21 protein-coding genes are annotated in these 16,142 nt (G+C 76.2%); 8 read left to right on the forward strand and 13 right to left on the reverse strand.

What is annotated here, in order from left to right; all coding sequences use genetic code 11:
• Positions 1-15 precede the first annotated feature (15 nt).
• Positions 16-567 (reverse strand): hypothetical protein, encoded by a 552-nt coding sequence (locus tag ACI795_RS06570; RefSeq protein WP_457074523.1) that lies wholly within the window; start codon positions 565-567, stop codon positions 16-18.
• Between the two features lie 129 nt (positions 568-696).
• Here ACI795_RS06570 and ACI795_RS06575 point away from each other — a divergent pair, with 129 nt between their 5' ends.
• Both ACI795_RS06575 and ACI795_RS06580 read left to right on the forward strand, forming a co-directional pair.
• Positions 697-1,419, forward strand: a complete 723-nt coding sequence (locus ACI795_RS06575) for a mycothiol-dependent nitroreductase Rv2466c family protein (protein ID WP_457074524.1) — start codon at positions 697-699, stop codon at positions 1,417-1,419.
• Between the two features lie 9 nt (positions 1,420-1,428).
• Complete coding sequence (locus tag ACI795_RS06580; protein ID WP_457074526.1) at positions 1,429-1,893, forward strand: SRPBCC family protein; 465 nt, start codon at positions 1,429-1,431, stop codon at positions 1,891-1,893.
• Position 1,894: 1 nt separating this feature from the next.
• Here the strand turns inward: ACI795_RS06580 and ACI795_RS06585 are convergent, their stop codons facing one another.
• Positions 1,895-3,097: a cysteine desulfurase-like protein gene (locus ACI795_RS06585; RefSeq protein WP_457074529.1), complete on the reverse strand. Its 1,203-nt coding sequence runs from the start codon at positions 3,095-3,097 to the stop codon at positions 1,895-1,897.
• A gap of 52 nt (positions 3,098-3,149) precedes the next feature.
• Between ACI795_RS06585 and ACI795_RS06590 the strand changes: the two genes are divergently transcribed.
• Both ACI795_RS06590 and ACI795_RS06595 read left to right on the forward strand, forming a co-directional pair.
• Complete coding sequence (locus ACI795_RS06590) at positions 3,150-3,722, forward strand: hypothetical protein (protein WP_457074531.1); 573 nt, start codon at positions 3,150-3,152, stop codon at positions 3,720-3,722.
• A complete protein-coding gene (locus ACI795_RS06595) occupies positions 3,719-4,261 on the forward strand; it encodes an MOSC domain-containing protein (RefSeq protein WP_457074533.1) in 543 nt (180 codons plus the stop codon). The genes ACI795_RS06590 and ACI795_RS06595 overlap by 4 nt, the downstream gene beginning before the upstream one ends.
• A 3-nt stretch (positions 4,262-4,264) precedes the next feature.
• On the opposite strand, the gene ACI795_RS06600 is transcribed toward ACI795_RS06595, so the two are convergent.
• Positions 4,265-4,480 (reverse strand): hypothetical protein, encoded by a 216-nt coding sequence (locus ACI795_RS06600; RefSeq protein WP_457074535.1) that lies wholly within the window; start codon positions 4,478-4,480, stop codon positions 4,265-4,267.
• 57 nt (positions 4,481-4,537) lie between these two features.
• On the opposite strand from ACI795_RS06600, the gene ACI795_RS06605 reads away from it, so the two are divergent.
• Positions 4,538-5,062, forward strand: a complete 525-nt coding sequence (locus tag ACI795_RS06605; protein ID WP_457074537.1) for a GNAT family N-acetyltransferase — start codon at positions 4,538-4,540, stop codon at positions 5,060-5,062.
• A gap of 93 nt (positions 5,063-5,155) precedes the next feature.
• On the opposite strand, the gene ACI795_RS06610 is transcribed toward ACI795_RS06605, so the two are convergent.
• Genes ACI795_RS06610 through ACI795_RS06625 form a run of 4 tightly spaced genes read right to left on the reverse strand, consistent with a single transcriptional unit; the run spans position 5,156 to position 8,108 of the window.
• Entirely contained in the window at positions 5,156-5,794 is a 639-nt protein-coding gene (locus ACI795_RS06610; RefSeq protein WP_457074538.1) for a maleylpyruvate isomerase family mycothiol-dependent enzyme, read from the reverse strand.
• Positions 5,795-5,815: 21 nt separating this feature from the next.
• On the reverse strand, positions 5,816-6,349 hold the full coding sequence (gene cpt / locus ACI795_RS06615) for a chloramphenicol phosphotransferase CPT (protein ID WP_457074540.1): 534 nt from the start codon (positions 6,347-6,349) through the stop codon (positions 5,816-5,818).
• Positions 6,346-7,734: a bifunctional 3-(3-hydroxy-phenyl)propionate/3-hydroxycinnamic acid hydroxylase gene (locus ACI795_RS06620; RefSeq protein WP_457074542.1), complete on the reverse strand. Its 1,389-nt coding sequence runs from the start codon at positions 7,732-7,734 to the stop codon at positions 6,346-6,348. The genes cpt and ACI795_RS06620 overlap by 4 nt, the downstream gene beginning before the upstream one ends.
• 14 nt (positions 7,735-7,748) lie before the next feature.
• Entirely contained in the window at positions 7,749-8,108 is a 360-nt protein-coding gene (locus ACI795_RS06625; protein ID WP_457074543.1) for a hypothetical protein, read from the reverse strand.
• Positions 8,109-8,271: 163 nt separating this feature from the next.
• Here ACI795_RS06625 and ACI795_RS06630 point away from each other — a divergent pair, with 163 nt between their 5' ends.
• The 3 genes from ACI795_RS06630 to ACI795_RS06640 all read left to right on the forward strand — a co-directional run bounded on the left by ACI795_RS06630 (position 8,272) and on the right by ACI795_RS06640 (position 11,325).
• On the forward strand, positions 8,272-9,399 hold the full coding sequence (locus ACI795_RS06630; protein ID WP_457074544.1) for an NDMA-dependent alcohol dehydrogenase: 1,128 nt from the start codon (positions 8,272-8,274) through the stop codon (positions 9,397-9,399).
• A gap of 7 nt (positions 9,400-9,406) precedes the next feature.
• Entirely contained in the window at positions 9,407-10,297 is an 891-nt protein-coding gene (locus ACI795_RS06635; protein WP_457074545.1) for an AAA family ATPase, read from the forward strand.
• A 191-nt stretch (positions 10,298-10,488) separates the two neighbouring features.
• Complete coding sequence (locus tag ACI795_RS06640; protein ID WP_457074548.1) at positions 10,489-11,325, forward strand: vWA domain-containing protein; 837 nt, start codon at positions 10,489-10,491, stop codon at positions 11,323-11,325.
• An 11-nt stretch (positions 11,326-11,336) separates the two neighbouring features.
• Here ACI795_RS06640 and ACI795_RS06645 read toward each other — a convergent pair whose 3' ends face one another.
• Genes ACI795_RS06645 through ACI795_RS06670 form a run of 6 tightly spaced genes read right to left on the reverse strand, consistent with a single transcriptional unit; the run spans position 11,337 to position 16,117 of the window.
• On the reverse strand, positions 11,337-12,065 hold the full coding sequence (locus tag ACI795_RS06645) for a hypothetical protein (protein WP_457074551.1): 729 nt from the start codon (positions 12,063-12,065) through the stop codon (positions 11,337-11,339).
• A 55-nt stretch (positions 12,066-12,120) separates the two neighbouring features.
• A complete protein-coding gene (locus tag ACI795_RS06650; protein ID WP_457074554.1) occupies positions 12,121-12,720 on the reverse strand; it encodes an MOSC domain-containing protein in 600 nt (199 codons plus the stop codon).
• Positions 12,717-13,838 carry an XdhC family protein gene (locus ACI795_RS06655; protein ID WP_457074557.1) on the reverse strand — a complete coding sequence of 374 codons (1,122 nt, stop codon included), beginning with the start codon at positions 13,836-13,838 and terminating at the stop codon, positions 12,717-12,719. Before ACI795_RS06655 ends, ACI795_RS06650 begins: the two co-directional genes overlap by 4 nt.
• Positions 13,831-14,943 (reverse strand): vWA domain-containing protein, encoded by a 1,113-nt coding sequence (locus tag ACI795_RS06660; RefSeq protein WP_457074559.1) that lies wholly within the window; start codon positions 14,941-14,943, stop codon positions 13,831-13,833. The genes ACI795_RS06655 and ACI795_RS06660 overlap by 8 nt, the downstream gene beginning before the upstream one ends.
• Positions 14,936-15,814, reverse strand: a complete 879-nt coding sequence (locus ACI795_RS06665) for an AAA family ATPase (RefSeq protein WP_457074562.1) — start codon at positions 15,812-15,814, stop codon at positions 14,936-14,938. Before ACI795_RS06665 ends, ACI795_RS06660 begins: the two co-directional genes overlap by 8 nt.
• A 33-nt stretch (positions 15,815-15,847) precedes the next feature.
• Positions 15,848-16,117, reverse strand: a complete 270-nt coding sequence (locus ACI795_RS06670; RefSeq protein ID WP_457074564.1) for a hypothetical protein — start codon at positions 16,115-16,117, stop codon at positions 15,848-15,850.
• Between the last annotated feature and the right edge of the window lie 25 nt (positions 16,118-16,142).

The raw sequence follows: 16,142 nt of genomic DNA on the forward strand, positions 1-16,142 counted from the left end.
CCCACCCGGTGCGACTCAGGCGGTGGTGGCCTTCTGCGCGATGCCGCGCTGGACCTCCGACGGCCGCTGCTGCTCGCCGGCGTAGGAGCTGACCACGACCAGCGCGCCGGTCAGCGCCGGGATGACCCACTGCAGCTGGTCGAGCCGCTCCTGGGCGGCGGCGATCTCGGCGCGCGCCCGCTTCGAGGGCTTGGTGCCCCGCCTGGACGGGGTGGCACCGCCGGCGGCGACGACCTTGCCGAGCAGGCGGCTGTAGGCGGTGACGCCCAGGGCCGCGGCGGTGAGCACCGTCTTCACGGTGGACATGGCGCCGGCGCCCTGCTGCTGGGCGACGCGCTGCTTGTTGGCCTGGAGCTGCCCGACGCTGCCGATCAGGTGGGCACCGATCGCGGCGGCGTTGACCGGGGTCCACCGGTTCCAACCGGCGTTGGCGACGGCGCCGGTGGCCTTGGCGCTGCCGGCCTCGGCGGCGGCCTCGTTCAGGGCGACGGCGTTGGCGAGGGTGCCGCCGAACCAGGCCGCGAGGCCGACGTCGTGCAGGGAACGGGACAGGGTGTTGCGGGCCATGGGTGATCTCCAGTCGTCCGGGGTGGGGCGGTGACCGGGGGCCACCGCACATGATCCGCCCGGTACCCCGTGGTTCCGCATCCCACCCACCGACACGCCAGCGGCCCCCGGACATGGCAGCCTCGGGTCATGGCCGACGCCGACCTGCACTTCTACTTCGACCCGGTGTGCCCCTTCGCCTGGATGACCAGCAAGTGGGTGCGCCTGGTCCAGGCCCAGCGCGACTACACCGTCGACTGGCGGTTCATCTCGCTGCGGCTGGTCAACGCGCACGTCGACTACGCGGCCCAGTTCCCGCCGGAGTACGAGGCCGGGCACACCGCCGGGCTGCGGCTGCTGCGGGTGGCCGCCCGCACCCGCGCCGAGCACGGCCGCGCCGCCGTCGGCACGCTGTACGAGGCGCTCGGTCAGCGCATCTTCGACACCGCGCCCGACCCCGGCGCCACCGGCGCCGAGCGCGGTACCCGCGGGTACCTGACCCCGGTGCTGGAGCGCGCCGGCCTCCCGGTCGAGCTGGCCGACGCGCTGGAGGACTCCTCGTACGACGCCGTCGTGCAGGCGGAGACCGACGAGGCGCTGGCGCTCACCGGCAAGGACGTCGGGACGCCGATCCTGCACGTCCAGCCGCCGCACGGGCTGGCCTTCTTCGGCCCGGTGATCAGCCGGCTGCCCGCCGAGGAGGACGCCGTCCGGCTGTGGGACCACGTGGTCGGCCTGGCCGGCTTCCCCGGGTTCGCCGAGCTCAAGCGGAGCCTGCGCGAGCTGCCCCAGCTGCGCGGGCTGGGGGTCGAGGAGGGCGAGGTCGGCGCGCAGGAGGACTGGCACGGCGGCAGCCGCCGGCAGCACAAGTAGAAACTCCCCATGGACAGCCACGCCCACTCCGACTCCGTCGTCGTCCGCGCCACGCCGGAGGCGCTCTACGACCTGGTCTCCGATGTGACCCGCACCGGCGAGTGGAGCCCCGTCTGCACCGCCTGCTGGTGGGACGAGGGCGCGACCGGGCAGGTGGGCGACTGGTTCACCGGACGCAACGAGGTGCCCGGCCGGACCTGGGAGACCCGCAGCCAGGTGGCGGCCGCCGAGCGGGGCCGGGAGTTCGCCTGGCTGGTCGGCGGGAAGCTGGTGCGCTGGGGCTTCACCATGACGCCGGTCGAGGGCGGCACCCGGCTGACCGAGTCCTGGGAGTTCCTCCCCGCCGGACTGGCCTTCTTCGCGGAGAACTACGGCGACCAGGCCCAGGCCCAGATCGAGAACCGGACGAAGGCCGCGCACGAGGGGATCCCGGCCACGCTTGCCGCGATCAAGCGGATCGCCGAACGAGGCTGACTCAGGTCGCGAGCCACTCCCGCAGCCCGGCGAGCAGCCGGTCGACGTCGGCGTCGTCGCTGTAGGGGGCCAGCCCGACCCGCAGGCCGCCGGCGTCACCCAGCCCGAGGTGGCGGCTGGCCTCGAGCGCGTAGAAGGAGCCGGCGGGGGCGTTGACGCCCCGCTCGGCCAGGTACCGGTGGGCGTCCCGGGGGTCCCGGCCGGCGAAGGTCAGCAGCAGCGTGGGGGTGCGCCGGCCGGCGCGTGACCACAGCGTCACCCCGGGCAGGTCCCGGACGCCGTCCTCGATGCGGGCCCGCAGCCGGTCCTCGTGCTCCTCGACGGCGGTCATCGCGGCGGTCAGCCGGGCGCGCCGATCCCCCTCGGGGCCCGCGATCCCGGCGAGCACGTCCACGGCGGCGGTGGTGCCGGCGAGCAGCTCGTAGGGCAGGGTGCCCAGCTCGAACCGCTCGGGGACGGCGTTCGTCGAGGGCAGCAGCTTGTCCGGGTGCAGCGTCTCCAGCAGCGCGGGAGAGGCGACCAGGCAGCCGCAGTGCGGGCCGAGGAACTTGTACGGCGAGCAGACGAAGAAGTCCGCGCCGAGAGCGGCGACGTCGACCGGGGCGTGCGCGGTGAGGTGCACGCCGTCGACCCAGGTCAGCGCGCCGACGCCGTGGGCGAGGGCGGTGATGGCTGCGACGTCGGGCCGGGTGCCGATGAGGTTGGAGGCGCCGGTGACGGCGACCAGCCGGGTCCGCTCGGAGAGCAGCGCGCCCACGGTGGCCGGGTCCAGCTCGCCGGTGGCGGGGTCGAAGTCGGCCCAGCGCACGGTCGCGCCGCGGGCCGCGGCGGCCTGCACCCAGGGGCGGATGTTGGCGTCGTGGTCGAGCCGGGTGACCACCACCTCGTCGCCGGGGCCCCAGCCGGCCGACAGCACCCGGGACAGCTCGTAGGTCAGCGCGGTGGCGCTGCGGCCGAAGACGACGCCGCCCGGGTCGCCGCCGGTCAGGTCGGCGATGGCCTGCCGGGCGCCGACGACCACGGCGTCGGCGTTCCGCTCGGCCTGGGTGACCGAGCCGCGGTTGGCCATCGGCGCGGTCATCGTCGCGGCGACCGCCTGCGCGACGGCCAGCGGCGTCTGCGACCCGCCCGGCCCGTCGAAGTGGGCGGCCCCGCCGGCGAGGGCGGGGAACTGGGCGCGCAGCGCGGCGACGTCGAAGCTCACCCGGCCACGCTAACCGTGGGAGTCGGGGCCCACTGCCGCTAGGTTCCGCCGCATGGTCGACCTCCCCCGAGCCACCCAGCTGCTCGTCTTCGGCGGCGACCGCCTGCCGCGGCCGGAGGAGAGCACCCTCCTGCTGCTGGCCGAGGGAGTCGTGCACGTCGACTTCGGCGACCCCGACCACGTCTTCCTCGCGACCGTCACCCGCGTCCCGCGCATCCACCTCCCGACCGGCGACCCGGTGGTGGCCGAGCTGGGCAGCGTGGAGGTACGGCTGACCGACGTCGAGCTCGCCAACCACGTGACGATCGTGCTCGAGGGCACCGGGCCGGTCGCCGAGGAACAGGTCCGGGCCTACACCGACGCGTTCACCGCGTGGGGTGCGGCTCCTCAGCACCTCGAAGCGCCACCCCCTGCTCCGGGGGAGCGCCTGAGTGCGCTCCGGTACGGGGTCACCGACGACGTGGGGACGGCGTACAGCGTCTCGACCGGGGAGTTCGGCGGCAGCGAGCACCCGTGGCGGGCACTGCTGCAGTTCGTGCCCACGCCCCCGACGGACGCCCGCCGGCTGCAGATCACGGTCGGGGACGGCCCCGCCATCGACGTGCCGCTGCGCGAGCGGCGGTGAACGGGCGGGTCGTGGCGGTGCACACCGCCGCCGAGCACGCGTTCTCCAAGCCCACCGTGGCCGCGATCGAGCTGGTGGCCGGCTGGGGAGTCCGGGGCGACGCGCATGCGGGGGTGACGGTCCAGCACCGGTCCCGGGTGGCGGCCGACCCGTCGCAGCCGAACCTGCGGCAGGTTCACCTCATCCAGGAGGAGCTGCACGACGAGCTGCACGCGCTCGGCTTCGACGTCGCGCCCGGCCAGCTCGGGGAGAACGTCACCACCCGGGGCATCGACCTGCTCGGGCTCCCGCGCGGCGCGCGGCTGACCCTGGGCGACCGCGCCGTGGTCGAGGTGACCGGGCTGCGCAACCCCTGCCAGCAGATCAACGACTTCCGCCCCCGGCTGCTCTCTGCGGTGCTCGACCGCGACGACGACGGCACCGTCCGCCGCAAGGCCGGGGTCATGGGGGTCGTGCTCGACAGCGGCGTCGTCCGCCCGGACGACCTGATCGGGGTGGAACTGCCGAGCGGACCGCACCACGCCTTGCAGCGGGTGTGAGGCTCAGCTGGGATCGGGAGTCGCTCCACCCGTGCGGAGCCGGCCGGTCAGCGTCGAGAGCCGGGTGCCGACCACCACGAGGTTCAGCACGATGACCGCCAGCCAGACGGCCCGCCATCCACCGGTCTGGGTGACCGCCCCGATGGACAGTACGACCGTGGACACGATCAGCCAGCCGAGCTCCGCGGTCAGCAGCCACTGGGTTCGACGCCGGGACATGCGCGGATGATGGCCCAGCCGGGTGCACCGGTACAGCTCTGCGGGAGGATGCGGCTCGTGTCGGGAGCCCCTCCGGTCGTACGCGTCGCCGAGCCGGACGACGTCCCGGGCATCTGCCGGTTCGGTGAGGCGCACGTCCCGCCCCACTACACGCCGCTGATCGGCGCGGGGGCCGCTGCCGACCAGGTCCGCCGGTGGTGGACCGAGACACAGATCGGCCCTGCGGTGGCCGCGGGCCTGGTGGTCGTCGCCGAGGTCGACGGGGAGCTCCTCGGTGTCGCCCAGCGTGGGCACGACGGCAGCGACCACGTGCTCTGGAAGCTCTACGTCCACCCCGGGCACCGCAGCCGCGGGCTGGGTCCCCAGCTGCTCGACGCGGTCATCGGCCAGCTGCCGGACGACGCCGAGCGGCTCTGCATCGAGCACTTCGCGGCGAACGAGCGCGCGGGTGCCTTCTACGAGCGACTGGGCTTCACCGTCGAGCGGATCGAGCCGAGCCCCGCCGGGGACCCCGCGCTCGCGGTGGTCTGGCGCGCCCGGCCGCTGGCCCGTCCGGACGCCGGGGAGCCCCGCCACACGTAGTGCAGTCGGGCTCCCGCTCCTCGTTCCGGCTGCCGTCGTCCTCGTCGACCAGGACCGAGCCAGCGGCATCGGAGAAGTGGGCGGTCGCCCCGGTCACGACGAGCGGTCCTCGAGGAGCCGTCGCCCCGGCCCGTCCAGCTCCGGGAGGACAGCACCGCGACCGCAGGCGGCCAGCAGCAGGTCGACGCCCCGCCCACGGACCTCGGCGCCGTCGCCCGCCGACCAGTCCAGGTCGGTGGCGACCAGGCGGAGGCCGCGCAGCCGGCCGCGCGGCACGAACCCCACCGGCCGGCCGGTGGTGACGAACTCCAGCGCCACCCGCACCGCTGCGGGATCCGGGGCGAACGGCAGGCCGAGCGGGAGCCGCATGTCGCCCTCGTGCACCAGCACCTCGGTCAGCGGCGCCCGCGGCCCGGTCACCGGCGGGGTGAACCGGCTGTCCGCCCGCTCCCGCAGCAGCGCCACCGTCTCGGCCACCGGACGGCGGCCGGCCCGGCGCGCGGCCTCGTCGTTGGCCCGGTGCAGCCGACCGCGGGCCCGCACCAGGTCCCGGGCGAACTCCCCCAGGGCGCCGGGTGCGGCGGCGTCGGCGAGGTGGGCGCCGACCGTCCGCACGTCCCACCCCGCGCACAGGCTCGGCGTCGCCAGCTGGGCGTCGTCCAGCCCGGCGATCAGGTCCGCGACCGCCCGCCGCCGCACCGCGGCCAGCACGAACGGGTCGGGATCCTGCACGGCGCTGCTCCTCCCCTGCGGTCAGCTGACGCGCGCCGCGATGGCGCGGGCACAGTCCAGCGCCTCGGTGCGGGTGGTGTCCACCTCGACGTCGTAGCGGACGCCCCGGTGCACCACGTCGGCCTGCGCGGCCGCCATCCCGGTGACGCGGTCGCCCCGGGCGACCTCGCGGCCCGCGGCGACCACCGGATCGCAGCGCACGCCGACCCACAGCACCGCCAGCCCGGACAGGTGGGCCCGGATGCGCTCCTGGGAGGCCGCCCCGCCGAGGAACACGTCGTCGATGATCACGCGCGCCCCCGCCCGGGCCATCGCCGCCACCCCCGCCAGCCAGGCGTCCTCCAGGTCCCGGAAGGCCGCGCCGACCGCCACCTCGCCGCCCTGCCCGAACGCGATGCCGTCGGAGCCGTCGAGCAGCGCGGGTGGGAGCCGGTCGACCAGGTCGTCCACGCCGAGGCGGAGCCACGGGTCCGGCAGCACCACCTGCAGACAGCGGGCGATCCCGGACTTGCCGGAGCTCGATCCGCCGTTGAGCACGATGACCTGCGTCGTCACCGGGCCACCGCCGCGACGACCCGGTCCGGCCGCACCAGCACGGACCGGCCACGCAGCCACCGGACCAGCTCGGGCGAACCGAGCGCAGCCGCGTCGACGACCGGCCCGGGCCAGTCGGCGGGCACGCGGCCGCCCGCGGCGAGGACCGCCCACCCGTCGCCGAGCACGTCGTCCAGCCGCGCACCGGCCACCGCCGGCTGCGGCACCAGCGTGCCCACCGGCGACCCCGGCGCGAACCGGCGACGCCGCACCAGCGGCCCCGGCCGCAGCGGCGGCGTCCGGCTGTCCGCGGCGAAGCCGGCGACCCCGGGCAGCGCGAGCACGCCCCGGCGGAGCAGCGCCGCGGAACGCCCGCCCCCGTTCATCAGCCGGCCGAGCAGCACCGCGAGCCGGATCAGCGCGGTCGCGTGCGGCGCCCGCTCCGCCTGGTGGGTGTCCAGCAGCGCGTCGTCGGCCCCGGCCAGCACCGCCGCCAGCTTCCAGCTCACCTGGTGGGCGTCCCGCAACCCGAGCCCCAGCCCCTGACCGATGAACGGCGGGGTCAGGTGCGCCGCGTCCCCGCACAGCAACACCCGCCCGCTGCGCCAGCGGTCGGCCACCTGCGCGCGGTAGGTGTACTCCGCCGTCCGCACGACGGTGCAGCCCGCGGCGCCGAACCGGCCGAGCAGCGCCGGGAGGTCCAGGTCCGCGGCCGACTCCCCCGGCGCGAGCCGGAACTCCGCCCGGTACCGGTCGCCGGTGACCGGCATGAACGTCGCCGGCCGCGCTGGGTCGCACACCTGGTGCACGCCGGGCCACACGTCCAGCGACACCTCCGACGTCAGGTCGACCACCAGCCAGCGCTCCGCCGGGCCGAGGTCGCGCATCCACCCGCCGATCAGCCGGCGCACCGTGCTGTTCGCGCCGTCGCAGCCCAGCACGGCCTCGGCGACCAGCTCCTCCGCCGCCCCGGTCGCCCGGTCCCGCACGCCGAGCCGGACCGCTCCGTCCCGCTGTTCCACGTGCAACACGTCCACCCCACCGCGCAGCGACGCCCGTGGCTCCGCGTCGAGCGCGGCGCGCAGCACCGCCTCCAGGTCGGGCTGGCTGAACATCGAGCCCTGCGGCCAGCCGTTCACCCCGTCCCCCCGGGTGGCCTCCAGCAGCACGCGGCGGTCGGCGTCCAGCAGGCGCAGCCCGGCCATCGGCCGGCTGACCGCGGCGAACGCGTCGGCGACGCCGGCCGCCTGCAGCACCCGCAGCGACTCGTCGTCCAGGTGGACGGCGCGCGGCTGCGGGTAGGGCGCCGGGTGGCGGTCGAGCACCAGGACGTCGACGCCGCGGCGGGCGAGCAGCAGCGCCGCCGTCACCCCCACCGGGCCCGCGCCCACCACCACCACGGTCACCGGAGGAGTCTCGCTCAGCGCCCCGCGCGCCGGTCGAGCACACCGGCGAGCAGCACCAGGCCACCCCAGGCCGCCGCCGAGGCGGCCACCGGGCCGCGGGTGCGCCGCCCGGCCAGCCCGGCGCCGAACAGCACTGCGTCACTGCCGTCGGCGAGCACCCGGGCCGCGGTGGCCAGCGTCCGCGCGCGGCCGGCGGGCGCGGCGGCCAGCAGCAGGCCCAGGGCGACGTCCCGGGCGCCGAGCACCCGGGTGAGGGTGCGGGTGTCCCGGGAGTCCTCGATCCCGGCGGGCCGGATCAGCACCCCGGGAGCAGCCACCAGGACGGCGGAGTACGCGGCGGTGGCCGCGCCGACGAGCGAGGTGAGCGAGGGCATGGGCCCATCCGACCAGCGCCGTCCCGGCCGGGCCACCGGAGCCATGCCGTCTGGTGGAAGGCAACTCGCCGGAGGTGTGACCGGCGGCATAGGTTCCGGCTCCGGGCGCGGGAGCGCGCCCGTCCACCGACGCCCTCGACGAGGAGGGCAGGAGGAGGTCCCCGTGCCCGTCCCCACCCGCGGCGCGATCCTGCGCGAGGCCCCCGGCACGTGGGAGGTCACCGACCTGCTGGCCGACGACCCCCGCTCCGGCGAGATCCAGGTGAAGCTGGCCACCTCGGGGCTCTGCCACTCCGACGACCACATCGCCACCGGCGACATGCCCAGCGGCCACTACCCGATCTGCGGTGGCCACGAGGGCGCCGGTGAGGTGATCGGCGTCGGGGCCGGCGTCACCGACATCAAGGAGGGCGACCACGTCGTCTTCTCGTTCCTGCCGGCGTGCGGCCGCTGCCGCTGGTGCGCCACCGGCAAGCAGTACCTCTGCGACTCCGGCGCCAACATCGGCATGGGCTCGCGCTGGGACGACGCCAGCAGCTTCCGCTACTCGCTGCCCGACGGCACCCCGGTCGGGCAGATGTGCGGGCTGGGCAGCTTCTCCGAGGTCACCACGATCGACGTCCGGTCGGCGGTGAAGATCGCCCCGGACATCCCGATGGACGTCGCCTGCCTGGTCTCCTGCGGCGTCGGCACCGGCTTCGGCACCGCCACCCAGGCCGGCGCCGTCGAGCCGGGCGAGACGGTGATCGTGATGGGCATCGGCGGCATCGGCATCAACGCCGTCCAGGGCGCGGCGTTCGCCGGCGCCAGCCACGTCATCGCCGTCGACCCGGTGCCGTTCAAGCAGGAGAAGGCCCGCGAGTTCGGCGCCACGCACGCCTTCGGCGACATCGCCGAGGCCGCCGACTTCGCCCGCAGCGTCACGAACGGGCAGGGCGCGGACAAGGCGCTGGTCACCGTGGGCGTCACCACCGGCGAGCACGTGGCCCAGGCGCTGGGCGCCGTCCGCAAGGCCGGCGTGGTCGTGGTGACCGGGCTCGGCCCGGTGTCCGCGGTGGGCCTGCCGATCTCCTCGATGGACTTCACGCTCTTCGGCAAGGAGATCAAGGGCGCGCTGTTCGGCGACCAGAACCCGACCACCGACATCCCGCGGATGCTGCGGCTGTGGCAGGAGGGCAACCTCAAGCTCGACGGCCTGATCACCTCCCGCTACCGGCTCGACGACATCAACGCCGGCTACCAGGACATGCACGCCGGCAAGAACCTGCGCGGCGTCCTCGAGTTCAGCTGACGAGCGCATGACGACGACCTCCGCCGCCCGGCTCGACGGCGTCGGCATGGTGCACACCGCCCGGCAGCGGGTGGTGGCGCGCGTGCGGGAGGCGGAGGTCGTCGCCGCCGCGCTGGCGGCGGGCCGCAACGTGGTGCTGGAGGGGCCACCCGGCACCGGCAAGACCACCCTGCTGCGCGCGCTGGCCGACGGCACCGGGGTGCCGCTGGTGCTCGTCGAGGGCAACGCCGAGCTCACCCCGACCCGGCTGGTCGGCCACCACGACGCCTCCCGGGTGCTCACCGAGGACTACCGGCCGGAGAACTTCGTGCCCGGCCCGCTCACCCGGGCGATGACCGAGGGGGCGCTCCTCTACGTCGAGGAGTTCAACCGGGTGCCGGAGGAGACGATGAACGTGCTGCTCGGGGTGCTCTCCGAGCGCGAGATGCACGTGCCCCGCTTCGGCCGGGTCCCCGCCCGGCCGACGTTCCGGCTGGTCGCGGCGATGAACCCGTTCGACGCCGTCGGCACCGCCCGGATCACCCCGGCGCTGTACGACCGGTCCTGCCGGGTCGCGATGGGCTACCAGGCCGAGGACGACGAGCGGGCGGTGGTCACCACCGCCACCGGCGGCTCCCCGCCGCTGGTGCACCGCGCGGTGCGGGCGGTGCGGATCACCCGCGACCACCCGGAGCTGCGGATCGGCTCCTCGGTCCGCGGCGCGATCGACACCGTGCTCATCGCCCGTGAACTGGCCGGGGTGCGCGGGTCGGACGCGGGCGACGAGGAGGTCGGGGTCGACGCCGCGCTCGCCGCGCTGACCGGCAAGGTCACCGTCACCGACGGCATCGCCCGCCCCGTGGAGGACGTCGTCCGGGACATCTGGCGCCGGGCCGGTGAGGAGCTGGGAAAAGCCTGACCCCCGGGCCGGAGCCGGGGGAACCGGCACCTCCGCCGCCGCCCGACCGCCTGGCCGACCCGCCCGGACGGCGGCCGGCGCAGCCCGCGCCGGTCAGCGAGGACGCCGACGTCGAGGCGCTGCTGCGCGACCAGCGGACCCCGCGCGCCGGGCGGGCCGAGCTCACCCGCGCCCACCCGGACCTGCCGCAGGTGAGCCCGGAGCCCGGTCAGCTGGACGAGGCCGCGCTGGCCGAGGTGGCCGGCCGGGACCCGGACGCGGCGGTGCGGCTGCTGACCGCGCTGGGCCGGGCGGTCGACCCGGCGCTGCGGGCCGCCGCCCGGTCGCTCGCCGCCCGGTTGCCGGTCACCGCGCCCCGCCGGGGTCTGCCGGACCGGCCGGGCAGCCGGCGGGTGGTCACCCGCCGCGACCCCACCGGCGCCGACGTCGACCTGGACGCCACGCTGGCCGCCCGCGGCGCCGAACCGCACTGGCGGGCCGAGCACCTGCACACCCGCGGCTGGCGGGCGACCGGCCGGGCCTGCGTGCTGCTGGTGGACGCCTCCGGCTCGGTGGCCGGCGACGAGCTGGCCGCGGCGGTGCTGACCGCGTCGGCGCTGGCCCAGCGGATGCGCCCGGGCGACGAGCTCGCCGTCGTCGCCTTCTGGTCGACGGCGGTGGTGCTGCAGCCGCTGTCCGCGGTCGCCCGGCCCGAGCTCGTCGTGGACCGGCTGTTCGACCTGCGCGGGGGCGGCACGACCGACCTGGACCTGGCGCTGCGGACCGCGGCGCGGGAGCTCGCCCGGACCCGGACGGCGGCGCGGGACGTGCTGCTGCTGTCCGACGGGATGCCCACCGACAGCCCCGACCCCCGGCCGGCGGCCGCCGCGCTCATCCGCGCGGGGGCACGGCTGCACGTGCTGGGGCTCTCCGCGGCGGAGGAGTCGGTGGCGAACTGCGCGGCGCTGGCCGCGGCCGGCGGGGGGCGCAGCGCACCGCTGCACCGCCCCGCGCTGGCCCCGGCCGCGGTCCGCGCGCTCCTGGACTAGCTGCCCGTCCCTCAGGCGCCCAGGTCGGTCAGGTCGACCGGCGCCTCGGGGGCGACGATCTCGACCTCCTCGCCGAACTCGCTGAAGTCCAGCGTCTCGGACGCGTCGCCGGCGTTGACGACCTGCAGCGGGTACGGCTCGCCCTCGGCGGCGACGGCCAGGGTGCTGCCGTCGGTCTGCGTGACGATCAGGACCTGCTCGCCCTCGAGCTCGTCGGTGGTGACCTCGTCCTCGACCTCGGTGGTCGGGTTGCGCAGCTCCTCGACGAGGCTGGCCAGGGTCAGCTCCTCGAAGCCGGTCGCGCCGTCCTCGGGGACGAGCACCCAGGCGCCGTCCAGCTGGGCGGCGAACTCGGCCGGGACGCCGAAGGAGGTCCAGAAGTCGGCGGGGGCCTGCATGTAGACGACGCCGCCGGTGCGCAGCAGGCCGACGGTCTGCCCGCCCATGCCCACGGTGCCGCTCACGTCGTCGCCCTGCATGACCAGGTCGATGCTCTGCATCTCCGCGCCCACGCCGGTGCTGCCGGTGACGTGCACCGAACCGGCCTCCTCGAGGGCGTCGGCCGCGGCGGCGGAGACCTCGGCGCCGGTCTGGTCGGCGAGAGCGGACTCGCTGCTGCTCTCGGCGGCGGGCGAGGACGTCGACTCGGCGTTCGAGTCGCTGTCGCCTCCGCAGCCGGCCAGCAGGACGGCGGCGAGTCCTGCGGTGGCGCCGGCCGTGGCCAGCCTGCGGATCTGCATGGGGTCTCCGTTCCTCGGTACCGCGGACGCGCTCGTCGCGTCCCGGCCGGCCGCATCATGCCCGGTGCGGTGCCTGACCCCCTCGGCGGCGCACCGGCGGCCGGACCGCCTCCCGCGCCCGGGTGGCGTCCAGCGGCACCGCCGAGCGCAGCACCGCCGGCCCCAGCCGGAGCACCCCGTCGGTGCGCGGTGCGCAGCGCACCCCGCCCCGGCCGCGCATGCCGCGGTGCGCGCCCGGGGCGAGCACCCGGTCCAGCCAGGCGCACGGGTGCGCCGGGCGGCCGCCGGCGAGCACCACCTCGCCCTCGCCGCAGTCCAGGCTGAACAGCTGGCCGCGGAGCGCCTCGACCTCCGCGCCGCGCAGCACCACGTTGCGGCGGGCGGCCAGCGGGTCGAGCGGGTCGGCGCCGAGATCGGCCGCGAGCGCCTCCACGGACTCCACGGCGAGCACGGTCACCGAGGCGTCGCGGTGGGCGGGCTTCCCGAAGTACCGGTCACCGACGACGCCGAGCCCGGCCCGCACCTCGATCCGGTCCCGCCGCTCCACCGGCTGCGCGGCGACGGCGTCGTCCGGCCGCCCGTCGTACCGGTGCTCCGGTGAGGCGAGCAGGCCCACGACCTCCACGTCGTGGGCGTACGGGAGTTCGGCGCTCACCGGTCGGCGGTGCGGTGGATGGGCCCGCCGACCTCGGCCAGCCGCTCGCCGGTGCCGCCCCAGCGACCGGCGATGACCTCCGCGGCGATCGAGATTGCCGTCTCCTCGGGGGTGCGCGCGCCCAGGTCCAGCCCGATCGGCGAGGACAGCCGGTCCAGCTCGGCCTCGGTCAGCCCCGCCTCGGACAGCCGCGCGAGTCGTTCGGTGTGCGTCCGTCGCGATCCCATCGCGCCGACGTAGGCCACCGGCAGCCGCAGCGCGACCTCCAGCAGCGGGACGTCGAACTTCGGGTCGTGGGTGAGCACGCACAGCACGGTGCGCTCGTCGATCCGCCCGGCGTCCACCTCGGCCTGCAGGTACCGGTGCGGCCACTCGACGACCACCTCGTGGGCGTCGGGGAAGCGCCGGGCGGTGGCGAAGACCGGCCGGGCGTCGCAGACGGTCACCCGGTAGCCGAGGAAGGCGCCCACCCGGGCGACGGCGGCGGCGAAGTCGATCGCGCCGAAGACCACCATCCGGGCCGGCGGGGCGAAGGAGGAGACGAACAGGGTCAACTCGTCGCCGCGCCGCTCGCCGTCGTGGCCGTAGGTCAGCGTCGCGGTTCGCCCGGCGGCCAGCAGGCCGCGGGCGTCGTCGGCGACGGCGTCGTCCAGCCGCTGCAGGCCGAGCGTGCCGGAGGCCCGGTCCGGCCAGAGCACCAGCCGCTTGCCCAGCCGGTCCTCGGGCCCGCGCACGCAGGTGACGACGGCGACCGGCTCGTGTGCGCCCACCGACGCGGCGACCTCACCGAGCTCGGGGAACGACTCCCGGGAGATCGCCTCCACGTAGACGTCGAGGATCCCACCGCAGGTCAGGCCCACGGCGAAGGCGTCGTCGTCGCTCACCCCGTACCGCTGCAGGGACGGCGTCCCCGTCGCGACGGCGTCCCGGGCCTCCTCGTAGACCGCGCCCTCGACGCAGCCGCCGGAGACGCTGCCCACCGCCGTCCCGTCCGGGCCGACCAGCATCGCTGCGCCCGGCGGGCGCGGCGCGGACCGCCAGGTGCCGACGACGGTGCCCACACCGACCGTCTCACCGGCCTGCCACCACCCGACCAGGTCCTCGAGAACCTCACGCACGTGTGATCACCCCGGCCAGCTCCTCGAAGGCGGCCAGGCTGTGCCCGGCGACGAAGTGGTCGACCGACGGCAGCGCCGCCACCATCCCGCTGGTCAGCGGCTCGTAGCCGGACCTGCCCTTGTGCGGGTTCACCCAGACGACGGCGTGCGCCAGCCGGTGCAGCCGGGCCATCTGCTCGCCCAGCAGCTCCGCTCCCCCGCGCTCCCAGCCGTCGCTGCAGACCACGACCACCGCGCCGCGGGCGGTGCCGCGCTGGCCCCAGCGGTCCAGGAACGCCTTGAGCACCTCGCCGATCCGGGTGCCACCGGACCAGTCGGGGATCGCCGCACCCCCGGCGGCCAGCGCCCGGTCGGGGTCGCGGAGCCGGAGCTCGCGGGTGACCCGGGTGAGCCGGGTGCCGATGGTGAACACCTCGGTCGACGCCGGCCGCGCCCGGACGGCGGCGTGCGCGAACCGCAGCAGCGCGTCGGCGTAGGGGCTCATCGAGCCGGAGACGTCGACCAGCAGCACCACCCGGCGCGGGCGGGGCCGGGCCCGGCGGTGGTGCAGCCGGGTCACCTCCCCGCCGCCGTCCCGCAGCGCCCGGCGCACGGTGCGGGCGGCGTCGACGGCGCCGTGCGGGGAGGGGCCGCGTCGCCGCGACCGCCGCATCGGGGTGGCCGGGGCGAGCAGGGCGAACAGCCGGCGCAGCTCCGCGCGCTCCGGGCCGGTCAGCTCGGCGACGTCCCGGTGCCGCAGCACCTCCTCGCCGCTGGCCTTCGTCGCCAGGTCCGACGGCTCCTCGCCGGGCTCACCGCCGTCCCCACTGCCCAGCGGGGCCATGGTGGCCGCCCGCGGCGGCTCGGCCGGCGCACCCCGCCGCTGGCGGGGCGCCTCGCCACCGAACCAGGCGGCGAACGCGGCGTCGTAGCGGTCGAGGTCGTCGGGGCTGCCGCACAGGGTCAGCCGGCCGGCCCAGTAGACGGCGGTGGCGTCGAGGACGTCGAGGTGCGCGACGGCGGCGAGCATCGCCTCGACCCGGTCGGGCGAGGCGGCGACCCCGGCGTGCCGCAGCGTGCGGGCGAACCCGAGCACGGTCGAGACGACGTCACGGATGTCAGGCACCGAAGAGCGCCCCCCGGGCCAGCGAGCGGACCCGCTCGCCGTCCTCCCGGTACTTGAGCACCGCGCCCAGGGTGCGGGCGGCGGTGTCCGGGTCGAGCTCGCGGCAGCCCAGGGCGTGCAGCGCGCTCGCCCAGTCCATCGCCTCGGCGACGCCGGGGGGCTTGAGCAGGTCGAGCTCGCGCAGCCGGCCGGTGGCCCGGGCGACCTGGCGAGCCAGTGACTCGGTCACCTCCGGCAGCCGGCGGCGCAGGATCGCCACCTCGCGTTCGAAGTCCGGGTGTTCCAGCCAGTGGTAGAGGCAGCGGCGCTTGAGCGCGTCGTGCACCTCCCGGGTGCGGTTGGAGGTGAGCACGACCAGCGGTGGCGTCTCCGCGCGGATGGTGCCCAGCTCGGGCACCGAGATGGTGAAGTCGCTGAGCACCTCGAGCAGGAAGGCCTCGAACTCGTCGTCGGCCCGGTCGACCTCGTCGACGAGCAGCACCGACGGGGAGCCCTCCAGCGCCTGCAGCAGCGGGCGGGCCAGCAGGAACCGCCGGTCGTAGAGCCCGGCCTCCAGCTGCTCGGTGTCACCGGTCGCGTGCGCGGCCTCGGCGGCCCGCAGGTGCAGCAGCTGCCGGCCGAAGTCCCAGTCGTAGAGGGCGTGGCTGGCCTCCAGCCCCTCGTAGCACTGCAGCCGGTACAGCGGGCGGCCGGTGACCTCGGCCAGCGCCCGGGCCAGCGCGGTCTTGCCGACGCCGGCCTCGCCCTCCAGGAACAGCGGGCGGTGCATGACCAGCGCCAGGTACGCCGCCGTCGCCAGGCCCTCGTCCGGCAGGTACCCGGTCGACTCGAGGGCGTCGGCGAGCGCGGCGGGGTCGGTGGGCTGCGTCACGCTGCGCAGCATCTCACCGCGGACGGCGGCTGGTCACTCCTCGGCCATCGCCGGCAGGTAGTCCTCGTAGCTGGCGATCACGTCCTCCAGCTCGACGACGTCGGGGAAGTCGGCGACGTCCTGGTGCCGGCGGAGGAACCGGACCGTGCGCAGCACGACGTCCTCCTCGTCGTCGGTGCCCAGCCGGTCGAGCACCTCGGGGGTGAGCTTGAACCAGGTGGTCACGTCCTCGGCCTCGGTGGCCTGCACCACCACGTACTCGTGCTCGCCCTGGCCCTGGATCTCGATGTCGTCGTCCGCCACGGCAGTGGCTCTACCCGCCCCCGCT

The organism is Modestobacter sp. SYSU DS0290 (assembly GCF_054050955.1).